Raw genomic sequence first — 24,139 nt, forward strand, 5'->3', positions numbered from 1 at the left:
AGCGTAGCTTATCACCTAAACTCTCCCTTGTAAAAATTTCACCTGAATTTCATTCCAGTCTGTCATCCTAGAGAAAGTTAATGCTGACTCATCCTCAGTAAAACTTTATCTTTCTCACTAATGCTTAATTCTATTGTTAAATGGTCGATCGCTCAACGCTGGCTAATAGTTATTGCTTCCATCCTCATATCTGTTTGGGGCTTTCTCATCCTTACGCAAATGCCACTGGATGTATTTCCCAACTTTGCTCCACCGCAAGTGGAAATTATGACCGAAGCCCCAGGACTTGCACCAGAGGAGGTTGAATCCCTAGTTACTCGACCGATAGAAAGTGTGATTAACGGCACTCCCGGACTAGAAACATTGCGTTCTGCCTCAGCTGTCGGTCTTTCATCTGTGAGAGCGACTTTTAGCTTGGATACAGAAATTTATCGCGCCCGCCAATTGGTAACGGAACGGTTGCAACAAGCACGCAGTCAACTACCGCAAGGTGTGGAAAACCCAGAGGTTCTGCCTGTTAGTTCACCTTTGGGATGGACTGTCAAATATGCCTTTACTTCTGAAACCACTCCGATGATGGAGGTCTGGCGGATTGTCAATTGGCAAGTGAAAAACCGCCTGCTTGCTGTCCCTGGCGTAAGTAATGTCGTCATATTTGGTGGGGATGAGCGTCAGTATCAAGTGTTGGTAAACCCAGACAAATTGAAAGCGTTTAATGTTTCCCTTGATGATGTCACCAAAGCAGCACAAGCAGCCAACGCTAATGCACCAGGGGGATTTTTAATTACTCCTGACCAAGAGACATTGGTGCGAGGGGTTGGACGGATTGAATCTATTGAACAGCTAAAAAAATCAGTAATTAAAGCCAAAAATGGCACGCCAATCCTGTTGGAACAAGTGGCGGATGTCCAAATTGGTGCAGCACTCAAACGCGGCGATGGCAGTTTTGCGGGTAAAAAAGCGGTAATTTTGACAGTCAACAAACAGCCAGCAGCAGATACGCCAAAAGTAACGAAGGCAGTTGAGACAGCAATAGAGGAAATTCAAGTCGGTCTGCCCAAAGATGTGAAAATTACAACTACTTTCCGTCAGGAAGATTTTATCGAAGCCTCGCTCAAAAACGTTGAAGAAGCTTTGCGTGATGGCACAATCATCGTTTGTGTGATCTTGATTTTATTTCTGATGAACTGGCGCACGGTGATTATTAGTTTGAGTGCGATTCCCGTGTCTTTGTTGTTGGGAATGATGATCCTGAATTGGACGGGACAAGGCATCAATACAATGACTTTGGGCGGACTTGTTGTTGCGATTGGTTCGGTGGTGGATGATGCAATTGTCGATATGGAGAATGTCTACCGCCGTTTGCGAGAAAACCAAATAGCAGGTAATCCTGTACCACCACTGCAAGTTGTTTTTAATGGCTCAGTGGAGGTGCGGGTAAGCGTACTGTTCTCGACAATCATTATTGCAGTCGTCTTTGCACCAATTTTTGCTCTTTCTGGTGTAGAAGGTCGGATTTTTACACCGATGGCTGTAGCTTATTTGCTGTCAATTGGCGCTTCTACCTTAGTAGCACTGACATTGACTCCAGCACTGTGCGCCCTTTTACTAGTAAATCGGCGTTTACCAAGTACAGAAACTTGGGTTGAACGATTTTCCCATCGCCTGTATCGTCCACTTTTGAAATTTTCTATTCGTCGCCCCAAGATTATTTTGACAGGTGCGATCGCTGCCTTTGTGGCTTCAACGATGATTCTACTCTCGTTAGGGCAAGTTTTTTTACCAGAATTCCAAGACCGCTCTTTGGTAATCGCCGCAGTTTTAATGCCTGGCCAATCTCTGAATGCGACTAATCAAGTAGGGATAGCAATCGAAGAAGCCCTGAAAAAAAATTCTGGGGTTGAAACGGCTCAATTGCGCTCTGGACGCGCTCAGGGGGATACTGAGGTAGCTGGTGTAAATGGGGCGGAAATAGATGTCCAACTCAGCGACGAGGGGGCAAAAGACCGAGAAAAAACAATTGAAATGATTCGTAAAGAATTTGATAAAATTCCCGGAGTCGTTCCCAATATCGGTGGTTTTATTTCGCACCGGATGGATGAAGTGCTTTCTGGGGTACGAAGTGCGATCGCTGTGAAAATTTTTGGACCCGATTTGGAAGAACTCCGCACCCTTGGTCAACAAGTACAATCAGCTATGGGCGGTGTTTCGGGTCTAGTAGATTTGCAACTAGAACCGCAAGTACCGATTAAACAGGTACAAATTCAATTCGACCGCAATGCAGCAGCCCGCTATGGTTTAACTATTGGCGAATTGTCAGAGATAGTAGAAACTGCACTCAATGGGCGAGTCGTTTCTCAAGTATTGGAGCAACAACAAACCTTTGATATGGTGGTTTGGTTGCAAGAAAAATACCGTAACAATATTGAAATTATCGGTAATTTGCTAGTTGATACACCCAACGGACAAAAAATTCCCTTAGCTCAAGTTGCAAAAATCAACTATGGTACAGGCCCCAATACCATCAACCGCGAAAACGTCTCCCGCTATATTGTCGTATCCAGCAACGTGGGTGGACGAGATTTAGGTTCTGTAATTAAGGATATTCGGGACAGAGTTAAGCAACAGGTGCAATTACCCGCTGGATATTTTATTGAATACGGTGGTCAATTTGAAGCGCAAGAAGGAGCGACGAAAACTTTACTTTCGGCTGGGGGATTAGCACTTGTTGCGATCGCAGTTCTGATTTACTTTGCTGTCAAGTCGATTCCTGCCACCATCATGATCTTGATAAACTTGCCCTTGGCGTTAGTGGGTGGAGTCATTTCCATAGCCTTGACTGGTGGTATTCTCTCTGTAGCTTCAATGGTAGGATTTATTACCTTATTCGGCGTTGCTACACGTAATGGACTATTACTAGTTGAGAACTACAATTCTAGGATGGCAGAAGGACAACCTCTGCGGCAGGCTTTGATGGAAGGGTCGGTAGAAAGGTTGGCTGCTATCTTAATGACGGCATTATCATCAGCTTTGGGTATGGCACCCTTGGTAATTGGTAGTGGAGCCGGAAAAGAAATCCTCCAGCCACTAGCTGTTGTGGTGTTAGGGGGATTGTTTACCTCAACTGCTTTAACCCTGTTAGTACTTCCGGCTTTGTATGTACAGTTTGGTAGATTTTTAGTGCCGAGAAAGGCTGAACCAATTGTTCAGACAGAAATTGCAGGAGAGGCAAGTTTTTAGTTGTTAATTGACCAAATATTGAGGAGTGTAAATCAATGAAATTTCTGAAGACCAGCTTCGTAGTTTTAGGTAGTGTAAGCTTGCTTTTCTTAGGTGCTTGTAGTGGCAGTAATCAAGCTGTAAATTCAGAGAATAAATCGGCATCAACAACAGAGACGGCTGCCAAAATTGAAACCGCAGCGAAAGATAATCACTCGGAAAATGATGGTCATTCTCATAATAAAAATAATGCTCAAGAGCATTCCGAAGACGGTAAAGGTGAACATTCACATGGCGGTCAAGTTATAGAGTCTGGGCAGTATCATTTGGAGTTTGTTACTGAAGCAAAGGATAATGAAACTCATTTAGATTTCTATTTAAAGAAAGGAGAAAAACATACTACAGTGTCGGATGCAAAAGTAACTGCTCAAGTTCAGCTACCTGATGGTAGTCAAAAATCGCTTCCCCTCACTTATGAAGCTAAAGAACAACATTACCATGCTGTATTTTCTGAAAAAGCAGCAGGTGAGTATAAAGTTGCTATTCTTTCTGATGTCAATGGTGAAAAATTTAATGGACGCTTTACCTTCAAGCGATAATTAATAGCAAGTGGTAGCGACAGGATAACAGTTATGGTTCAACAGTACAATCACGAACCAATTAAATGGAAGTAGCTAACAATCTATATCAGTGAGTCTGATGGTTGGCAGCACCAACCACTTCACCAAACTCTATTGGGAATCGCTCGACAACAGGGAATAACAGGGATGACGGTGATGCGAGCAATTTCTGGATATGGCAAACATGGTATTTTTCGCACTATGAACGAGCTAGATCCATCTATTGAGTCTTCTGTGCTACCACTTGTTATTACAGTTATTGATAGTGAAAGTGCAATAACCGAATTTTTTTCCTTGGTCAAAGATATGCTTAAAGATAAGTTTGTCACTTGTCAAAACCTAGAAATTCTGTCACCGTTGGTAACGCTTTAGGTGATTTCCAGAATTAAAATTACCAGGTGTTTAAAAATTCACCGTAGGGGCGCAAAGCTTGCGCCCTTGTCATTAGTAAAATTCTTTTCAGAAATCACCTTAAGGGCAGATTCATGTCTCACAATCACAGTCACGGACACAGCCACGAACCGACTAATTACAACCGTGCCTTCATTATTAGCGTTGCTCTCAACACTGGATTTGTTGTCATTGAAGTAGTTTATGGGTTAGCTGCCAATTCCCTTGCTCTACTTGCCGATGCTGGTCACAATTTGAGTGATGTTCTAGGTTTGTTACTTGCCTGGGGAGCAAGCTTCCTCGGTCGTCGCCAACCAACACCACGCCGCACTTACGGGTTACGTCGCTCCTCTATTTTGGCAGCTCTTTTGAACGCTGTCCTCGTACTCGTAGCTTCTGGCGCAGTTGCCTGGGAAGCCATACAGCGTTTTGCTCAACCTAGTCCAGTATCAGGTAGTACAATTATCGGCGTGGCTGCGGTAGGTATTGCCATTAATATGGGAAGTGCCTTAATGTTCTTATCTGGTCGTGAAAGAGACTTGAATATTAGGGGAGCTTTTATTCACTTAGTTGCTGACGCGGCGGTGTCTTTGGGTGCAGTCCTGGCTGGTATTGCGATTGTTACCACTGGTTGGCTATGGTTTGACCCAGTTGTAAGTTTGATGATCGTTGTCGTGATTATTGTGAGTACTTGGCAATTGTTCCAAGAATCTTTGAACTTAGTCACAGATGCAGTACCAGCAGGTATTGAACCACTTGCAGTCCGTACATTCTTAGCTGAACTTCCTGGTGTATCTAGTGTTCATGACTTGCACATCTGGGCGATGAGTACCACAGAAACAGCTCTCACTGCTCACTTAATTATGCCTTCTGGAAATCCTAGTGATGCTTTTTTAGTTCAGGTAAATCAACAACTTCACGACCATTTTGGTATCGAACACACTACAATTCAGATAGAAATAGGCGATCCAAGTTTTCCTTGTCCGCTTGCTCAAGAAAATGTGGTTTAAATCAATTGAATTGAGGGTATGAACAGAAAATGTGATGGGGATTTATCTTGTTATCAGCAATGCAGAAACACCTATAAGTGTAGCTATATTTTGTGTAAATATTTAAACTCAATACTATTCAATAAAACAAACTTCTTCCCTTGTATTCAGAAATAAGTTCAATGTCAGAAGTTTGTTTGATTCTTTATTCTAATCCTTTAATTTAAAGACTAACAAAAGTTTTGAATTCTTACATCTCAGAAATAGATTATTATAAATTTTACTTAAACTAACAATATTTCATTTAAATTTCATCACTATCATTCACAATTATAGATATAGAGTTAATCAAACAACAAGGAGTGTTTTGATGAAAAATCTGATTTATGCGGTTGTTTTTACTTTATCTATTGTTGCGTCAGTTCCTACTGCTTGGGCGAAAAATCCAAATGATGCTAAGTTTTCTCATTTAGGAAATAGTGCTGCTGTTCCTAATACCGCTAATACCCCAAATGCTACTCATAAGTTTGATGTTCATGTCCAAGGTAAAGCACTTTCAGAGTTGTCAATAGTAGTTTGAACAGTGCGATCGCAAAGCATATCGTTGTACCAGAACAGAAGAATATAAAGGGGGTAAATAGCCCAGATTCAGTATCAAACTGGAACAACATCTTGAAAAAACTGATTTTTCATCTGAATTTCACACGATTTTTGTAAAGTAGAATTTAGAGACTTAAGTCTGACAGTATCTGACTGTAAATACACCATATTGTAGGGGTAAAGCGCAATGCTGAGCCCCTATGATAGATGTGATTGAAATAGGTGAAAACTGCTGTAAATCTTATAGCTCTTTAAAACGCCGCAGTTGCCTCACTAAATTATGGGTGCAACTACAATTTTGATGCCTATAAATTAAAATGAAACCAAAGTCATCATCTCAAAAGATGAGCTTTATTCCTCGCTCTATCCTGCGGACAATAGGAAAATTTCAGCAGCAGTTAGATCCAAATGCCGAAACAAAGGTTATTGAAGAGTTTCGCGCTTCTCGACTTCAAACAATTTCCTCAGTCCGTTTTTTGTTAATTTTGATTGTAGTTCCATTACTGATAAATCAGCTTTCGAGAAACTTTGTAATCACTCCCCTAGTTGAGAGATTCTGGAATTCACAAGAGTCAAATATTTTCTTAAATTCTTCTCAAGAAGAAAAAGCCTTAGCGGAACTCAAGAGATTTGAGCAAAGTGTTTATTTTGAAGCTCAAATAGGTAAAATCACCACATTCTCTGACGAGCTTGTTCAAAAGAAGATTAAGAAAAAAGCTATTGCGTTAGTAGCAGACAATAAAATTAAAAGTATTAATGCAGTAACAAATGTTTTTACAGATATACTTACAGCCATCACATTAATTATTTTAATTTTAACCAATAAGCAGCAGCTATCTATTCTTGGGTCTTTTGCTGGCGATATAACTTATAGTTTAAGCGACTCTGCCAAAGCTTTTTTAATTATTCTATCTACAGATATATTTGTCGGGTTTCACTCCTCCTATGGTTGGGGAATAATTCTAGAAAGTACTTTAAAACATTACGGTTTACCAGAAAATAAAAGTCTTACTTCTTTATTTATTGCTACTGTACCAGTCATCATGGATACAATTTTTAAATATTGGATATTCCGCTACCTCAATCGGAGTTCTCCTTCAGCCGTAGCTACTTATCGTAACATGAATGAATAATTTATATAAATATACTTACAGCACTTTTGGAGTAAATGAGGTACACCAATTTCAGAATGTAGTTTTCAAGCTTGAAGTTCAATCGGTTACTGTACTTCATCAACATCGAATCTGCTGTAATTTTTACATACACAAAAAATACTAAATATATGCCAAATCGTAACATAATTACAACAACTTCAAAGACTAAATTCAGCACAGATATAGTTCGGAATTATCTGCAAGATATTGTTCGTGTACCATTGTTGACTCATGAGGAAGAAATTTTATATAGCAAACAGGTACAGCAGATGATTATCTTATATAAACAGAAAGAAACTTTAACAAAACAACTCAATCACGAACCATCTCAAAAAGAATTAGCTAAATATGTACAGCTTAGTGAAATAAAAGTGAAGGAAATTTTTCAGCACGGTATACAGGCGAAGCAAAAGATGATGGCAGCAAATCTTCGTTTAGTGGTTTCTATTGCCCAAAAATATCAAGGACGAAATGTGGAGTTTATGGATTTAATTCAGGAAGGTTCATTAGGTTTAGAGCGTGGTGTAGAGAAATTTGACCCCACTCGTGGCTATAAGTTTTCTACCTATGCTTATTGGTGGATTAGCCAGGGAATGACACGAGCAATATCTCAGCAATCACGAACTATTAGACTGCCAATTCATCTTACCGAAAAGTTGAATAAACTTAAAAAAGTGCAAAGGGAATTATCTCAAAAATTAAAGCGCAGTCCTAGTATGTCTGAAATTGCAGAAAAGATGAAATTAAACCCTGCTCAAATCCGCGAACTGCTGATGATATCTCGTCAACCTGTCTCATTTGATAAACAAGTGGGCGATAACGAGGACACAGAATTGCAAGAATTTTTAACAGAAGTTCCAGAAGCCTCCCCTGAAATCCAAGTAACTCAAAATTTAATGCGTCAAGATATCTATCTCTCACTGAGAGAATTAACTCCACAGCAGCAACAAGTCTTAATTTTGCATTATGGCTTAGAAGATAATTGCGAACTCACTTTGACGCAGGTAGCTCAACAGCTTAACATTAGTGAGAGGAGAGTTCGTTACTTAGAAAAACAAGCACTGAGTTACCTCCGTCGTTGCCACACAAATCTACAAGAGTATATTTTCAGTTAAATGTATGACAAAACATTCAGTATGAATATCTTGCTTTTTCAACTATTTGTCAACATCATTATAAGCTGAAACAGCGTTAGAGATAGCTTTAAGACTATAAAAAATGATACATTTACAAAAGTATTATAGCTTCATCAAAGGTCACTTATTTGTTTTTTTAAGAAATCTCTGTAACTAGCGAAAATTTCACCCAAATTTCATCTTATTTTGTCAAACTATTAAGAGGTAACATCTTTCACTGAAAATAATTCTGATTATTAATGAATTTAGTAAAGTGATTATGAAAGCGTAATGAATAGAACAATGAATAATGTTAAAAAAACAGCAGTTACTACTGATAATAATTTCTACAATATATCTAACCTTTTCGCTGGTATAAATGCAGAGTTACCAATTGGTGTCGCTCAATTGCGTCTAATTTAATGAACAAATTACTAAAATACATCTGCTGCTTATGAAAGTTTTGCTTGTTGAAGATGAGCCAGATTTGGGTGCGTCGATTCAGCGAAAGTTGAGTAAAGAAAAATATATTGTTGATTGGGTTTTGGATGGAAACGAAGCCTGGATTTATTTAGAAGATGATTTGACTCAATATACACTGGCAATCTTTGATTGGTTGTTACCAGGAATGTCAGGGATAGAACTATGTAAGCGATTACGGGATCGGGGTGATGCTTTACCAGTGCTGATGCTAACTGCTAAAGATAGCATGGCAGATAAGGTAGCAGGACTAGATGCAGGGGCTGATGACTATTTGGTAAAGCCATTTGGTATGGTAGAACTGCTGGCACGGTTGCGGGCTTTGCAAAGGCGATCTGCTTTAGGAGGCGCATCGCTTACGTCTCAGTTCCAGCCTTTACAATTGCAAGTTGGTGGTCTGATCCTAGACTGCGGTAATTGTACAGTTTCTCGACAGTACCCGAATGGTGAAAATAAGGTAATTTATTTAACAAAAAAAGAATTCCAATTATTAGAATACTTGATGAAACGTCCTAATACAGTTATTACCCGCGACCAAATTTTGAATCATCTGTATGCTTTTAGTGCAGAACGCGTTAGTAATGTAGTAGCAGCCCAAATTCGACTTTTGCGACGCAAGTTATCGGAATATGGTTGTGATGGGCTAATCGAAACTATCCCTAGTATGGGCTATCGTTTTAATCCTGGCAATGCAGATTCGACTATTTCGTAAGACTCGCTGGCAATTGGCTACCTGGTATGCGGTAGTTATGGCTCTGATTCTATCCTTGTGCGGTTTTGTGGTTTACAAGGTAATTATTGATGCTTATGTGGCTTCTATCAACCGGGAACTGGAATCGGTAGCAGGGACACTACATGATGTAATTGAACCGAATTTGAAACAACCCGGTCTGACAGAGCCAGTTTTCCAGCAGGTTTTACCAAATATTTGTTTAGCTGAGTCCAGTTGCCCTACCCAAAAGATCCTGAGTCACGGTCAAAGCACCCCTGATGAACACGGTATTTTTAGTTCTGTATACAAAGATAAGCAATATTACATCCGTTTTGTCGATGGTTCAGGACGGTTAATTGCAGTGGCAGGTTTCCAAGCTGATGAATTGCCACCGACTGTGCAAACCCAAGTGTGGCAAATAGTCAAAGATTTACAAGGCAATCGCTACAGTCAAAAGTCTCTACTGCTGCACACTCAAGATAATCAAAATTGGGGCTATATTCAGGTAGGGCGTAATCTCAATGACCTTGATAGTCGTCTCGCTGCTTTGAAGTTAATTTTGGCGGTAGGATTGCCAATTACGGTATTGTTAGTTGGCGGTTCTAGTTGGTGGCTGGCAGGGTTAGCAATGCGACCAATTGACAGGTCTTATAAACAAATGCAACAGTTTACGTCTGATGCCTCTCATGAGTTGCGTACTCCTCTGGCAGCGATTAATGCGACGGTAGAAACTTTATTTGATATGGAGTATCTGCCGGAGGAAGTGCAAGATATTTTGACATCTATTCAACGTCAGAATCATCGCCTAGCTGAACTAGTTCAGGATATGCTGTTACTGTCTCGATTGGAACAGCAAATGTTAGCGACACAACAAATACATTGCTGTCTGAATGTTTTGATTAATGACCTGATAGAAGAATTTTCAGCGTTAGCGGCTGCGGCTTCTTTGCAGTTAACATCTTCGGTTTTATGCCAGGAGTTTTTATACGTGATGGGAGATGAAGACCAACTGTTACGTGTGCTTTCTAATCTCATTGCTAATGCTATTCAATATACCCCTGCTGGTGGTTGTGTAACTGTTATCCTCAAACGCAGCAATACTGATGCAGTGATTGAAGTTAAAGATACAGGCATTGGCATTGCGTCGCCGGAGCAAAAGCGAATTTTTGAACGTTTTTATCGAGTGAATAGCGATCGCTCGCGTCGTACTGGTGGATCTGGATTGGGATTAGCGATCGCGCAAGCAATTGTTCAGGCTCATAGAGGTAGTATACAGTTGCAAAGCCAACTTGGTAAGGGTAGCACCTTCATTGTTCACTTACCCTTGACAGACGAAGCGATCGCTCGCGTCGTACTGAGGGATCTGGATTTGGGTTAGCGATTCCTACGGAGCGCTGAACGCTATCGCGCAAGCAATTGAAAATTGAATACTTTCCTAAAAGATAAGTAGTCGTGCAAAATAAATTTTATATTTGGGAGAGGGAACAGGGAACTCTTAACAGGTAAGGAATACAGACATTTTTGTTTTCACTCAATATGTTAAATTAATTTTGCTTGGGTACTTATAAATAAAATCACTAAAAAAGTTAAGTTTGAATGCTTCTCTTTTGACGTAGGCTGTGGCTTGTGTGAAGGTTACAAATAAAATGTTATATCTATCAACTATCAATAAAACTCTAAGCTACACGCTGTTTTTCGCCTTATTTGTGACTCCTGCTACTGCTCACAATATTCAAGTATCAGGGGATGTGGCAGGCACTTGGCACATTGAGCCTTACCATACTCCCAAAGCTGGAGAATATGCTAAAGCCTGGGTTGCACTTACCCGCAAAGGAGGAAAAATCCTGCCACTAGAGCAGGCTAATTGTCAAATGGCTGTTTACTTGCAACCTCGTAAACCTGCTGATTTACCAGTGCTACAACCTACTGTCAAAGCTATCTCAGTTGAAAAATATCAAGGTATTCCTGGAGCAGATATTGTCTTTCCCAATACTGGAATTTATCAACTGGAGTTAAACTGTACGCCTAAAACTGAAGGTAATTTCCAGTCATTTCAGATGAAATATCAGGTTACGGTTGCATCTGGTGTGAATGCACCATCTCCTTCATCCAAAAAATTAACCCAGTCAGAAAAAACTGCAACTAGCACGACTAAACAAGAATGGAATATTCTGGCGATCGCTAGTGCTGTATTCTTAGGACTGGGTATTTTAGGAATATTGATACGGCGTAGTGTCAAGCGTTGATGCTTTTAATTTGCCCCAGCTTGTGGTTTTCGCCGCTGTTGTATTAGCAATCCTATTGCCATACCAATACCCACAATGGCAGTAAAGTAGAATAAACCAATCAACCGGATGTACATTGGCGGTGCAATTCCCTCAACTTCAACTTCTTGTGCGACTTTCACCACTGGAAATTGACGCTTAGATCCAGGGCTAGGAGTTGCTTCGACCTCAACTTTGTGAGGTGCGCCATCAAAAAATTGCTCTTGCCATGTTAACTTGCCTTCTTGGTCAGTAACTCCCTTGTAGGCAAAGACTGTTAAATTATCTTCTAGAGCGATCGCCTTCACCTGTAACCCTACATCCTTGATAGGTTGTCCTGTTGCAGTATCCTTTACATTCACTGTTAAATTCGCAAGTTTTCCTACCGTTGCGTTTTTATTTCCCTCAACACGGACTTCTAATCCTTGAGATTTTTGGACTGATGGTGCGATTTCTTCTTTACCGCTTGAGTGTCCACTACCGTGAGCCTCTGCAACTTCTGCACTAATGTTAATAAACAATAAAGTTACTATAGCCACCACTGTCAATGCACTTAACAAAAGACGCACAGATTGCGGCGCAATTTCTCCTTGTCGTAGTTCTTCTTGTCCGCCGATAACCCAACCACCTAATAATCCAACTGATAGTAAGATAGCTGCAAAAACAGCAAAATATTTGTATTTAACTGGATTTTCTTGGATATTCAAATTCAAGGTTTGTTCATAGGGGGTAAAAGCATTTGCTACTAAGGGTGACACATTTACCCGCAGTTGGTAGTTCCCACGGATAGGTAACATCTGCTGAATTTCTAACTTACCATCAGGTGCAGCCGCATCCATTTGTAGTAATTTTGTTCCCTCGACAATGGGGAAATCTGTAGTCAACCAAGGATTAGGTGGTGGTGTCAGAATTTGTAAGCTAATTTTGGTATTTTCTAAGGGTTTACCTATAGCATCAAGAGCTTGTAGCGTTAGTGTAACGGGAGATTGTGGTTTATCTGTTCCTGCTTCAAAGGGATGAATCTGTTCTAAAGGTGGGTTAGTAGAGAGTTGTACTCTGGGTATAGGAGTTTGGGAAACTCCTACAAAGGAATAAAGAATTGACAACGCAACACAAACAGCACTGATCGCCCCAAACAGTCGATATTTTTTCATAAAACCTTACGTAAACTATGTATCTTCGGTTAATATTTGATAGTTGTCAGTAAAAGTTACCTTATCAGCTTCTATTCACTACAGAGTGAAGAATTCCAGTAAAAATATTGACAATAAATCAGAGATGGTATGAAATCAAAGCAAAATAATGCAGAGATGAAAGACAAAGTATCTTTACTTTACAAAACTTGAAATTACTTCTATCTCAAAAAATGGCGCGAAATCTGCGCCATCCTCGTGGCGTTATTTTACCGAGTGTTTTAGCAAAATCTCATGCACCAGAAAAATCTTGAGATTATGATAATTTAATGACACGCAACGCCTAAAGTGTGGTGACGCGCTGAATGTGCCGTGTTATGAGCCGCAGGATAGGTAGAGAACAAAACAGTCCAGATAACCAAAGAAGATAGCAGCATATAAAGTGTTACTTGTACTGGTTTAGACAAAGTAAGACCTGCGGTCTTCCGCAACACTGAAGTAGAAGAAAAATTAGTCATTTTTGACCTCTGAAAACTAATTTGGGTGATTCATTAATCAAAAGCATTTTGCTTGCTGCTCGATTGCAAGTAAAGATATACCATAAACTTTCTGTCTGACAAGAGTGTATAAAATGTATTAATTAATTTGCATCAGTCAAAGTTAAGGAAGTATTTTTGAAAGCAGACGAAACATTTATAAAAGAAGATTATAAGTAATACCATTTCTTTATGAGCTTGCGCCGAATTTTTTGATCTTGTATTTCTTTCTTCGCTTCCTTCGTGTCTTCGTGGTTCATTTAAATTTTTCTTTCGTTACTTCAACAAAGTTTTACTTTCGGACTGGCTATCTAACACAACATCAACAAATTATTTTTTGAACCAGTCAAAATTTCACCCTAATTTCATCCTGACCTGTCAGACTTATTATGTAAAGGTTTATTTAGTAGAAACCTGTAACTTATTTGACATAATGACTATTTAACAATTCAAGATGAAAAAAATATTGATTTACACAGGTACAGTGTTTGCTCTTGCCACTATAGCTTTCATTTCCTTTGGTCATGCAAATGCTAAGGAGACTATTATTAAGAATAATTTGCAATATCCTACCAATAGCTGGCGTTTGGTAAAACACACTTTTCGGTTAAACATCCCCCAAAATAACAACGCTGTTTCCCAACTTATTATTCAAACTCCACCTACTGTCGCTGTGAGTAATGACATTGATGTTTTAGATGTGAATGAGCAGAAAATTAATACTAATATTTCCGCCAATGGCAGACAAATTATTATAGAGTTCCCTGAAAAGGTTATTTCTAACACTAAACTCTTAGTGAATTTTAATAAAGTTCAACAACCAGTTACTGGTGCAGCTTCAGTATACCGCTTTTCAGCTAAAGTTGTTGGTAGTGAGGTAGAGATTCCCATTGGTGTAGCTCAATTCCCTACATTTTAATATTTAGATTTTCATGTTAATCAAAAATTTCATCCAGATTTCATTAAGACCTGTCAAACTGATCAATAAAGGTAGTAGACCTTTTTGACTTAAAACAGTAACCGAGTTAATGAGAAGACTTATAACTTCTCGTGATGCTTGCGTGAATCTAGGAGATAGATAATTCTATCTTTACTTAGTTGTTATGTATTAGTTTATAACAGCTTACAAAACACGAATCTAAATATTTGCTGAGATTACTAATTAGATTAGGAGTAAACATGAAAAAATTGCTATCTTATATTGCTATATCTACTCTAGCTGCTGCATTTTTAATTCCTGCAAACTATGTAAGTGCCAATCAAGAAAATGATAGTCTTCCTCATGTTGATGGTAACTACCAATTTCCTCCGACTCGCTGGGCGCTTGTTAGACATACTTTGCGAGTACACGTTCCTAAAAATAGCAAAGGTGTTTCGCAGTTAAATATTGAAGTTCCAAGTACTGTAAGGTGGAGCGATAATACTAATGATGTTGTTGTAAATAAAGAGAATGGTCAGAAAATTAACGCTAATGTTTCCTTGAATGGCAAGACTATACTACTAGCTTTTGCTGAACCAGTTTCTCCTAACACTAAGCTAGAGATTGACATCAATAATGTCAAACAACCATTTCTTGGTAATGGCCCTGTTTATTATTTATCTGCTGATCTCATTGGTAGTGATGCAAAAATACCTATAGGTGTAGCTAGATTTCGTATTAGTCCTTAAAATCTTCGCTATCCAAATAAAACTCCTGATAGTTAACTGATTTTTGAGTTAACTATCAGGAGAATTTTTAATTGCTTTTAAATTTAGATATTTAATAGTTTAATCATAAATAGGTGTTGCTGAAAAAGTTATCTGTGTTCGCGCAGCGTGACGTAAGTCATGGGCTAGGATTTCAGGAAGTGTTGCAAGAAAGCAGGAATAGTATTGAGCATGGAAAAATGGTCGGTTTTTGACACCATCATCCTTTTTTTTACACTTTATTTGTATTTTATTCCCCTGTATTCCTTGATTTATCTAAGTTTTACATTTATTCAGCATCCCCTAAATAACTTGGAGTAATTGCGTATAATATTAACTATATTTTAAATTTCCCTTGATATAACAATATTTCATCTTGATTTCATCAATAGCTTTCATAATTATAAATATATAGAAATCCCATTTGATTGTTGAAAAATCAAGCTGACTGACAGCCTGCCAAACAAGGTTTTATTTCTCAGTATACATAGCAAGACTCAAGTTGGATTCCTATATAGATAATTGATTAACTAAATAAGGAGAATATCGATGAAAAAGCTGATTTACGCGGTTGCTTTTACCTTAGTTTTTGCATCTTCAGTTCCTACTGCTTGGGCTAAAAATCCAAATGATGCTAAATTTTCCCATTTAGGAAATAGTGCTGCTGTTCCTAATGATGCCCGTATCCCAAATGCTACTCATAAATTTGATGTTCATGTCCAAGGTAAAGCTCTTTCAGAATTGGCGATTGATTTACCAGAAGGAGTAAGTATTGATCAAGGAATTGAAGTCCAAAATAAATTAGGTCAAAAAATTCCTACAATGGTTTCCATGAACAACAGAAAAGCTACTATAGCTTTTTCGGAATCAGTAGCCCCTGGTACAACCATATCAATTCGGATGAAAGGGGTTAATATCCCAATGTATAGCGAGACTTGGCAATACCCAGTTTACGCCAAGAAAGTTGGATTCACGGAAGCAATTCCACTTGGTCTAGCTCAGATTCAGACTTATCCTTGATCTAGACGATACAGATTGACCGCTTGACTCTCCACTCGACCGGAGATTCTAATATAGTTTCAGTTCCTCAAGAACTAACAAATCGATAAAAACATAGAGGGTCAAAGAGAATATGTCTACACGTATGAAGACAGTATTAACCGGAACTTTAGCTATTTTTGCGCTGCTAACATTGTCTGCTAGTCCTAGTCTAGCAGAGAGCCGTACTCAGACTGCCACTTCCAGCACTACTACAAAAGAGGCAAATCAGACTCAACAACAAATTAGCCAAAAAACAGTGCCAGTGCCAGCTAACGAGACTCCACAGCAGCCCACTCAAACCGGATGCAGCTGTTGCAAAAAGATGATGAATACACAGCAGATGAACAAGATGCATGAGATGATTGGGACTCCGAATAACTAGGCAAGATAAGTTTTTAGGGCGTTGCATATTTGTGGGATGAATTAGAGGCTGGAAACATTGAAACTTCGTTCACGGAACCAAATCATTTCATGATTGAGCAACGCCGTTTTTAGAAGTTATACGATGCCAAGGATCTTCACTTAACTGATAGCGGTAGCGCCCCCGCAAGTTTACGCTCTCACACACAAACACAATGCTGTCTAAAATGGCTAAAGACAGTTGAATTAAAAGGAGTGCGATGTCTGCGGTAAAAGCGTACCCCTTTCCTGCGATCCCGTAAGAGATACGGGGAAGCTATGCGTAGCGTCTCCTAAGCGCAAAGCGTCCCGTAAGTTCTACGAACAGATTGTGCTAACGCGGTAGTGTTACGTAGCCAAGGGAAGGAAAGAGATCGCACTCCTTTTTATTTATGTTGAAGTACGAAAATAAGGACTATAATTTCACCCACAATTCCCGCAATCATTCCATAGGCTGCTGAAGTAGCTCCACTATGTCCGGTGAAAATGAGACTTCCACATACTATCAAGGTGAGGGCTGCGGCAACTAATGTTGCAAGATTAATGAACCAGTTCTTTGCGCGGTGAATTAGAAGCCCTTGAAAAGTATTTTGGAGTGCAAGGAGGAGGGGTAAGCACGAAAGTACTTGTATGACGGGAAGTGCTGCTTCTACAAGAGATGGGTTATCGCCAAAAAACTGACGAAGAAGCGAAAATCCTTGGCTCGTAAACCCCAGAAACAACGGTATCGAGGTAAACCCCAAACCGACAAGAACTACAAAAGTAGCAAGTATCCGCTTTGATGTATCTTCATAAGAAGAAATTACCACTTGCTGAACCATTCTTGTACCGTTTGCAATAGAAAGAACCAGTCCCCAGGTTGCAGGCCACACTGCAAGAGCAAGACTACTATCGAATGAGCGAGCAACAAAACTCAAGAGTATTGCCCTCGCACCCCAGATTAGAAGCATTGTTGATGCAAGAGGAAGATAGTAAAATGTGACACCTTTAAAGGTTTTAGGAAGGTTATCCGTGTGAAGCTTTATCTGCTGGTCAAGAATAGAGTTAATACTGAGATGTGAATAAAACCATGTAACAACTACCGCTTCAATGAGTATTGCTCCCATCATAGTGACACCTGCAAGGAGCGCCCCATCAAATCTGAAATTTACTCCCACTACAAGCGCTACAATTACCCAAATAAATCGTGCAACACTTGCCAATCCGACGGGAACACTCTTTTTAGCACGGATAAGAAGCCCCTGAAAAAATCGCCGCCAGGCAATGACGAACGGCCACAGAAACATCAAAAGAAAAGAAGTTCTGCCTCGTGTGGCGATGAAAGGGCTGACTCCAAATACATCAAGAAGAAGCCAGTTATACACAGGCTCCCAGGTAAGTACCAGAAAGATACCGCTAAGGGAGATTCCTGCAATTACTGTAAACTGCCAAAGCGCACGCCGAGAAGCGGCATAGCTCCCCAGCGCCGTTGATGCATGAAGAATCATGATAATCGGGCTTTCAAGAAATACAGCTACCGCTTTTACAATTCCTACTCCTGCTAATGTCTCCTGCGGGAATGCAAGGCGGCTGAGTGCCGCTGTCTGAAGCGGATCACCAAGAGTCATTGCCACATCGGACAGGGAAAGAGGAATAAACTGGGTGAATAGCGTCAGGAGCGATCGCTCCTGAAATGCTTTTTTACTTTCCTCAATATGGGGTGGAGTATTCATGATATTTCTTATCGCTATCCGATGAAGTTAGAAAGACAGAGGAGTCAGTGAGGCGATCGCATCATCAAGATGTTTCCCCTGTTTCAAGGTAAATCCATGATGATCAAGCCAATCAGAATCGTAGACTGTCTCAAGGTATCTATCACCTCGGTCTGGATTAATCATCAGAATCCGCGCACCAGCACCAAGAGAGTGCGCCAAATGCAAACCACCAGCGACAATTGCCCCTGTTGATGCACCAAGAAGCAATCCTTCATGACTTGCAAGTGCATGACACACTGAGTAAGCCATATCCTCTGGTATCACGTAAGCGCGATCAAGCATTGAAAGATCGAGATTTGGTGGAAAGAAAGATAACCCAATACCCGTCATCTTGTACGGTTTGGCAGGCGTTCCCATAATCACTGAACCCACCACATCAACGCCAACAATACGTATTTTTGGAAATCGCGGTAGGAGATAACGAGCTATTCCCATTATTTGTCCCGCCGTGCTAACACCTACCACGACAGCATCAAGTTCACCAGCAAAGTGGGCTTCAATTTCCCGCGCAGTGTAGTATGAATGTGCCTCAGTATTCCAAGGATTCATGTGCTGACATGGATACCAAGCATTAGGAATGGTTGCGGCAAGGTCATGCGCTCGTTTCATTCTTGCCTTTTGCATAGAGCCTGATTCGTCTGCCTCATGTAGCGGTACATCTACAAGTTCTGCACCATAAGCTTTGAGCATTCGTCTAAACGGTGGCGCAGTTTTGGCATCGACAACAATAATAACTCGATACCCTCGGACTGCTCCTACCATTGCTAGACCAACGCCGAAATTTCCTGAGCTTGACTCGATAATCGTACCACCAGGTAGAAGTAGTCCTTCTTCCTCCGCACGCTTGACGAGGTAAACTGCATTTTTCTCCTTAATTGATCCTCCAGGATTGCAGCTCTCTAGTTTCAATAAACACTCTGATTCAAGACATACACGAGAGATGTTTTTAAGTCGTACAATAGGTACATTTCCTAGTGCCTGTGTAACATCAATAGCTGTAATCTTTGTATATCTATTACGACTGTTGAATTGTGAACTAGAAAAGTTCTCGAACGGTAAAGATTTAGGAAGATAATTCATATTGAACATCTAGTAGAAAAATCAGAAAAATGATTAAATTACTGTGATTGCTACTTCATGAACTCGTTCACTCAATAAGGCTTTTCTTCTGTTATATTTACAGCCTCAATTTAGTGCTAGTGTAAATAAAGAAAATATGTATCCCTTCAATACTTCTTCGGGGAAGAGAGTTATTCAAGTATCCATAGCAGTCATCCTTCTTAGGTAATAATTTATGTCTAATACCAAATTAATATGAAGCTGCATAGAATAAAATATCAAGAATAATTGACCGCAGATGAACACAGATAAAGATGAAACATTCAATGAATTTCAGGATTCTGTGCAGCCTCACATAAAATTGGTATAACAGAGTCATTATTGAAAGCAAGTTTCGATAAAAACCTGTATTTCACTATGAATATATCCGATATTTCTATGCTGAACGCTGACTATGAAATTAAGATGAAATTTTAAATTATGTCTTAAATATTTGCTCATTTTCTGAAATATTCAGTAGCTATGATTTTGCAATTGTTATTAAAATGATATTTATGATTTACTTTACTACCTACACTTTTGTTTGCACTGCAATGAAGCTCAACTTACTGTGGGCTTTGTTTTTATAGATCAAGGTTCAGTGTCATAAACACAGCGCTAACGAATTTAATTTGTCTAATAGCTATTTAACGCCAAAATATTTTATAAATATTCTGGAAGTAGCTGGAATTTCATCTTGATTTCATACTTACTTGTAAAAATGAGTAATGACTCAATAGATTCTTGTAAACACTTGTAGCTTTTCCCAATTACATGAGGTCTTCCTTGCTCGCAGGGAGAGGGTTGGAGGTTTCACAGGGGGTAGGTTTTTAATATTATCTGTGAAGGTGCAAGACTGGAGGTATTGTAGACAAGAAATATTTTATACGCAAAGTTGACAGGAGAACTCTATGAGAGTGCTACTAGTAGAAGATGAACCAGATTTGGGGGCAGCTATTAAACGAACTCTTATCCAGCAGAAGTATTTGGTTGATTGGGTACTAGATGGTAATGATGCGTGGGCATATTTAGACAATAAGTGGACACCACAATACACATTAGCTATTTTCGATTGGATGCTGCCTGGAATGTCAGGATTAGAGTTATGCAAAATGCTACGTTCTCACAAAAGCCCTTTGCCTGTATTAATGCTGACGGCAAAAGATAGGATGGAAGATAAAGTTGCGGGGCTAGATGCAGGTGCAGATGACTATTTAGTAAAGCCATTTGGTATGGCGGAATTATTGGCAAGGTTGCGGGCGCTACAGAGGAGATCGCCCCAATTTCAGCCTCAAGAATTAACTGTTGGCAACTTAACTCTAGATTACGGTAACAATATGGTTGTTAGTCAAAATAATACAGGCAAGAAACAGGAGATTTCCTTAACTAATAAAGAATTCCAGTTACTAGAGTATTTTATGAAACATCCAAACCAAATTGTGACTACTGAACAAATTCGCAATCAGCTTTGGGAAGTGAGTGCAGAACCCATAAGTAATGTAGTAGCTGCTCAAATACGTTTGCTGCGTCGCAAACTAGCTAATAGTGGCTGCGGGAATATGATTGAAACTTTGCATGGTACAGGATATCGTCTCAATCTCACGCCATGAATCAAAATAAACTGTTTAAGCAGACCCGCCTGCGTTTAGCCTTGTGGTATGCCCTCGTTATGGCTTTGATTTTAAGCCTGTGCGGATTTGGTATCTACAGAGCGATTTCCCATGCCCATTGGATGACATTAGATCGAGAACTGGAGTCTGTTGCCGGAACACTACACGACAGTATTGAACTAAAATTACAGCAACCTGGTGAATTAGAACCAGTTATACAGCAGCTTTTACCCAATATTTGTGTAGTTGATAAAAGCTGCATTCAAGAGCAGTTAAATCCCAAACGCCATATTTTAAGCGCAATCAATCAAGGTAATTATTATGTGCGTTTTTTCGATAATTCCGGACGCTTGATTGCGATCGCCGGAACTTATCCAGAAGGATTACCCGTAGCCTTTAACAAGGAACTTTGGCAAACTCTGAAAGACAGCAAAGGACATTTCTACCACCAAATTTCTTTTGTTCTACACACCCAAGACAATCGTGATTGGGGTTACATTCAAGTAGGGCGAAGTCTGGCAGACTTCAACAGTTATCTTGTTGCTGTGAAGCTCATTTTAGCATTGGGATTACCAATGGTAATGGCTCTGGTTGGTGTTGCTAGTTGGTGGTTAGCAGGACTAGCAATGCAACCAATTTATCGCTCATATAGACAAATTCAACAATTTACGGCAGATGCCGCACACGAGTTAAGGACACCTCTAGCAGCAACACAAGCGACAGTAGAATCAGCCCTTTTGATGCCCCAAATAGATGAAATAGAAGCACGGGACATTCTGCAAACTCTACAGCGTCAGAATCAGCGACTCACAACTCTGGTTACAGATTTGTTGCTGCTGACTCGTCTGGATCGTCAACCAATGCCAATGCAACGAGACATTTGCTGCTTGGATGATATTGTTAACGATTTAATAGAGGAATTTGCAGCCTTGGCGATCGCATCTGATGTAACATTAACATCTTCTGTACGAGTGTCAACTTCTTTGGATGTTATTGGTAATGCAGATCAGCTTTATCGCTTGTTTTCTAACTTAATTATCAATGCAGTTCAATACACACCAAAAGGAGGAAAGATAACCGTTTGTCTAGATCGCAGTGACCATTATGCTGTGATTCAGGTTCAAGATACGGGTATTGGTATTCCGCAGCATGATTTGACTAGAATTTTTGACCGCTTCTATCGAGTCAATAGCGATCGCTCCCGTAGCACTGGCGGTTCTGGATTGGGATTAGCCATTGTTCAAGCTATTGTTCAAGCACATCAAGGTAAATTAAATGTACAAAGCGAATTGGGTAAAGGTAGCACTTTTACAGTTCAATTACCTTTGGATGTTGCTCCACTAAAGAGCGATCGCTCTATGTACTTATTGACAATGTTACATCGTCGCTCGCATCAATAGGAGTGCAAATTATTTCAATCTTCAGAGTTCGTAGTCGATATCTTGAGATTGTAAGTCAATTTTGTATCGCTCTTTAATTTGCTTAGTTACTTGTCGCATAAATTTGATAGTAAAATTCATTTGGGCAGAATTATATCTATGCTCCACTAGGGTTTTTGTTTGTTGTTAATGAGAAAATTATCCTTATTAACAACCTACTCTCCTGGTAGCAAAATTACCCATATTGTTGAAGCTTTTATTGATTTGTTAAAATCTAAATTACTCCCAAGGAGATAATGACAATAAATACTGAGTTTTTCTCCTAACTATTTTAACGTCAACTCCTCACGTTTAGCAGAATTAACCATCTTCACCAAAAGCTGATTCAGATAACTTTGGGCAAAAATATACAGACTATCCCAAATTTCCTGATTACGACAGATTTTCGCACCCACCGTATTACCAGCAATTTTCTCGGAAATTAAATACTTCCGAAAATAACTGTCCCACAACTGTTGAAGAAAATCTTCAGCCAAATCCTCAAAAGGCACAATCCAGTTATATTCTTTATCTAGAAATACCCTGTAAGATGCAACTATTGGTAACGCCAAATCTCCTGGCGCACCAAACCCAAAAGAATATTTACTATCCGCCAAAAGGGTATTTTTCCGCATATCAATTGATGCTAAATCATTGATCCCTTTTCTTTTAGGTTTGCTGATATATTCTTGAATAATTTCATACAGCCTTTGTTCTATCCACATAGCTTTAGTAAGCAGAGGCAGTAGTTTAATTAATCTTTCCCTCTCAGCATCAGAAAGTTGACTAGGAGTATTGCTAACAGCCGGGTGCTTACTTCTCGTATTACCTTCAGGATTGTATCTATTTCTATCCAAGCAATTTAGTAACTTGAACAAATGGGTAACATTACAATGGGTATTTTTAGGAACACCACTTTGGTTCTGGTAATAAGCTACTCTAAATTTTCTACTTTCTTTGAGTTCTAACTGGGCTAAATAACTTTTGATAAAGTCATAATCTCCCCTAGCATTGACCTTAGAGCGAGAATCTACTGGTGATGTAGTATTTGATGCTAATGCTATATCTTTAGCTTCAGTTTCTTCTAATCCAATGTGAATAGTAATTTTGACCCGTGCTACGCTAAGGTCATACTTGTAATTTTTAGCACTATCAAACGCTAAAACAGTGTGTCCACCATTAATAATACCATCGCTTCCACCCTCAGCAGCTTCTAAAACCTCTAGTTCCAGGTGTTTTTTATCCTTACTGGGTTTAACTTTATTGGCACACAGAACTATACCACTGTGACGCTCGAAGAATTTCTGTGGTTCCGTAGTCAGAGAGTCAAAGATTTGCCTGTATGTTGAACTTTTGCGGTTTGGTTCTCTGATATTTGGTTCTAAAGGTAAGTCTGTAGGGAATGTATCTACATGGGCAGTAGCGATAATGCAATCGGGGTTAGCATGGAAATAATTATCTACTTTAATAATCCAGTTTTTTGGCATGGTTGATTTTTATTTTCAGTAATTATAAGGTTAACGGGGCGCAACACAAAAAAATTACAGCATATCGCAAGTAAATCAAGTACAAAGCTAGTAGTCTGTCAAGAAGTAATTGACGGATAGAAATTTGTCAAAAACTATAAAATACAAAGTTTCTTGATTTTCAAAATCCGTAAAAATAAATTTAACAGACTACTAGTACAACACGGCGTAAATGAAACAACCATTCTCAATCGCCAAAAATCTTACTCCATCTTACTTTTTACTTTTGACTTCCGCCTTGCGGTACTAGAATCAAAACATGGCTCTAGCGTAGCTGCCGTAGGCATACGCCACCCTGCCAAGAGGCTTTTACTTTTGACTCCTTGCCCTGAGCGTTCACGTATCCCTGACGGGAGGTGTTAGCCATAGTGTGTCGAAGACAAGCCGATAGCGTA

Annotated in this window: 22 protein-coding genes; 17 read left to right on the plus strand and 5 right to left on the minus strand. The window is 39.5% G+C overall.

What is annotated here, in order from left to right:
* The first annotated feature begins 120 nt into the window (after positions 1–120).
* The 11 genes from H6G59_RS12680 to H6G59_RS12725 all read left to right on the plus strand — a co-directional run bounded on the left by H6G59_RS12680 (position 121) and on the right by H6G59_RS12725 (position 11,525).
* Positions 121–3,240 (plus strand): efflux RND transporter permease subunit, encoded by a 3,120-nt coding sequence (locus H6G59_RS12680; RefSeq protein ID WP_190714932.1) that lies wholly within the window; start codon positions 121–123, stop codon positions 3,238–3,240.
* Positions 3,241–3,275: 35 nt separating this feature from the next.
* The gene (locus H6G59_RS12685; protein ID WP_127055578.1) at positions 3,276–3,818 is read left to right on the plus strand and encodes a hypothetical protein; all 543 of its coding nucleotides are present in this window, start codon (positions 3,276–3,278) and stop codon (positions 3,816–3,818) included.
* 87 nt (positions 3,819–3,905) lie between these two features.
* On the plus strand, positions 3,906–4,211 hold the full coding sequence (locus tag H6G59_RS12690; RefSeq protein WP_277872014.1) for a DUF190 domain-containing protein: 306 nt from the start codon (positions 3,906–3,908) through the stop codon (positions 4,209–4,211).
* 113 nt (positions 4,212–4,324) lie between these two features.
* Positions 4,325–5,239 (plus strand): cation diffusion facilitator family transporter, encoded by a 915-nt coding sequence (locus H6G59_RS12695; RefSeq protein ID WP_127055579.1) that lies wholly within the window; start codon positions 4,325–4,327, stop codon positions 5,237–5,239.
* Between the two features lie 349 nt (positions 5,240–5,588).
* Positions 5,589–5,798, plus strand: a complete 210-nt coding sequence (locus tag H6G59_RS12700) for a hypothetical protein (RefSeq protein WP_242038861.1) — start codon at positions 5,589–5,591, stop codon at positions 5,796–5,798.
* Positions 5,799–6,135: 337 nt separating this feature from the next.
* Complete coding sequence (locus H6G59_RS12705; protein WP_241993564.1) at positions 6,136–6,951, plus strand: CemA family protein; 816 nt, start codon at positions 6,136–6,138, stop codon at positions 6,949–6,951.
* A gap of 149 nt (positions 6,952–7,100) precedes the next feature.
* Positions 7,101–8,087: an RpoD/SigA family RNA polymerase sigma factor gene (locus tag H6G59_RS12710; RefSeq protein WP_190714934.1), complete on the plus strand. Its 987-nt coding sequence runs from the start codon at positions 7,101–7,103 to the stop codon at positions 8,085–8,087.
* 291 nt (positions 8,088–8,378) lie between these two features.
* On the plus strand, positions 8,379–8,510 hold the full coding sequence (locus tag H6G59_RS27605; RefSeq protein ID WP_277924632.1) for a hypothetical protein: 132 nt from the start codon (positions 8,379–8,381) through the stop codon (positions 8,508–8,510).
* Between the two features lie 31 nt (positions 8,511–8,541).
* Positions 8,542–9,279, plus strand: a complete 738-nt coding sequence (gene rppA / locus H6G59_RS12715) for a two-component system response regulator RppA (protein ID WP_127055583.1) — start codon at positions 8,542–8,544, stop codon at positions 9,277–9,279.
* Complete coding sequence (gene rppB, locus H6G59_RS12720) at positions 9,257–10,657, plus strand: two-component system sensor histidine kinase RppB (RefSeq protein ID WP_190714936.1); 1,401 nt, start codon at positions 9,257–9,259, stop codon at positions 10,655–10,657. Before rppA (H6G59_RS12715) ends, rppB (H6G59_RS12720) begins: the two co-directional genes overlap by 23 nt.
* Before the next feature lie 268 nt (positions 10,658–10,925).
* Complete coding sequence (locus tag H6G59_RS12725; protein ID WP_190714938.1) at positions 10,926–11,525, plus strand: hypothetical protein; 600 nt, start codon at positions 10,926–10,928, stop codon at positions 11,523–11,525.
* 5 nt (positions 11,526–11,530) lie between these two features.
* Here H6G59_RS12725 and H6G59_RS12730 read toward each other — a convergent pair whose 3' ends face one another.
* Both H6G59_RS12730 and H6G59_RS12735 read right to left on the minus strand, forming a co-directional pair.
* A complete protein-coding gene (locus tag H6G59_RS12730; protein ID WP_190714940.1) occupies positions 11,531–12,697 on the minus strand; it encodes a hypothetical protein in 1,167 nt (388 codons plus the stop codon).
* 305 nt (positions 12,698–13,002) lie between these two features.
* A complete protein-coding gene (locus H6G59_RS12735) occupies positions 13,003–13,194 on the minus strand; it encodes a CbtB domain-containing protein (RefSeq protein ID WP_071846710.1) in 192 nt (63 codons plus the stop codon).
* Between the two features lie 472 nt (positions 13,195–13,666).
* Here H6G59_RS12735 and H6G59_RS12740 point away from each other — a divergent pair, with 472 nt between their 5' ends.
* From H6G59_RS12740 to H6G59_RS12755, 4 genes are all read left to right on the plus strand, one after another.
* Entirely contained in the window at positions 13,667–14,131 is a 465-nt protein-coding gene (locus H6G59_RS12740) for a DUF2808 domain-containing protein (RefSeq protein WP_127055587.1), read from the plus strand.
* A gap of 260 nt (positions 14,132–14,391) precedes the next feature.
* Complete coding sequence (locus H6G59_RS12745; RefSeq protein ID WP_190714943.1) at positions 14,392–14,880, plus strand: DUF2808 domain-containing protein; 489 nt, start codon at positions 14,392–14,394, stop codon at positions 14,878–14,880.
* A 567-nt stretch (positions 14,881–15,447) separates the two neighbouring features.
* Entirely contained in the window at positions 15,448–15,918 is a 471-nt protein-coding gene (locus H6G59_RS12750) for a DUF2808 domain-containing protein (RefSeq protein WP_127055589.1), read from the plus strand.
* A 112-nt stretch (positions 15,919–16,030) separates the two neighbouring features.
* Entirely contained in the window at positions 16,031–16,321 is a 291-nt protein-coding gene (locus H6G59_RS12755; RefSeq protein WP_127055590.1) for a hypothetical protein, read from the plus strand.
* Between the two features lie 403 nt (positions 16,322–16,724).
* Here the strand turns inward: H6G59_RS12755 and H6G59_RS12760 are convergent, their stop codons facing one another.
* Positions 16,725–18,050 carry a hypothetical protein gene (locus H6G59_RS12760; RefSeq protein WP_127055591.1) on the minus strand — a complete coding sequence of 442 codons (1,326 nt, stop codon included), beginning with the start codon at positions 18,048–18,050 and terminating at the stop codon, positions 16,725–16,727.
* A gap of 27 nt (positions 18,051–18,077) precedes the next feature.
* Positions 18,078–19,172 (minus strand): cysteine synthase family protein, encoded by a 1,095-nt coding sequence (locus tag H6G59_RS12765; RefSeq protein WP_127055592.1) that lies wholly within the window; start codon positions 19,170–19,172, stop codon positions 18,078–18,080.
* Between the two features lie 929 nt (positions 19,173–20,101).
* On the opposite strand from H6G59_RS12765, the gene rppA (H6G59_RS12770) reads away from it, so the two are divergent.
* Positions 20,102–20,800, plus strand: coding sequence for a two-component system response regulator RppA (rppA, locus tag H6G59_RS12770; RefSeq protein ID WP_127055593.1), 699 nt, complete (start codon positions 20,102–20,104; stop codon positions 20,798–20,800).
* The gene (rppB, locus tag H6G59_RS12775) at positions 20,797–22,200 is read left to right on the plus strand and encodes a two-component system sensor histidine kinase RppB (protein WP_190714945.1); all 1,404 of its coding nucleotides are present in this window, start codon (positions 20,797–20,799) and stop codon (positions 22,198–22,200) included. Before rppA (H6G59_RS12770) ends, rppB (H6G59_RS12775) begins: the two co-directional genes overlap by 4 nt.
* 305 nt (positions 22,201–22,505) lie before the next feature.
* Here rppB (H6G59_RS12775) and H6G59_RS12780 read toward each other — a convergent pair whose 3' ends face one another.
* The gene (locus H6G59_RS12780; RefSeq protein ID WP_190714947.1) at positions 22,506–23,705 is read right to left on the minus strand and encodes an AIPR family protein; all 1,200 of its coding nucleotides are present in this window, start codon (positions 23,703–23,705) and stop codon (positions 22,506–22,508) included.
* Positions 23,706–24,139: the final 434 nt, after the last annotated feature.

The organism is Anabaena lutea FACHB-196 (genome assembly GCF_014698305.1).
Lineage (GTDB): Bacteria > Cyanobacteriota > Cyanobacteriia > Cyanobacteriales > Nostocaceae > Anabaena > Anabaena lutea.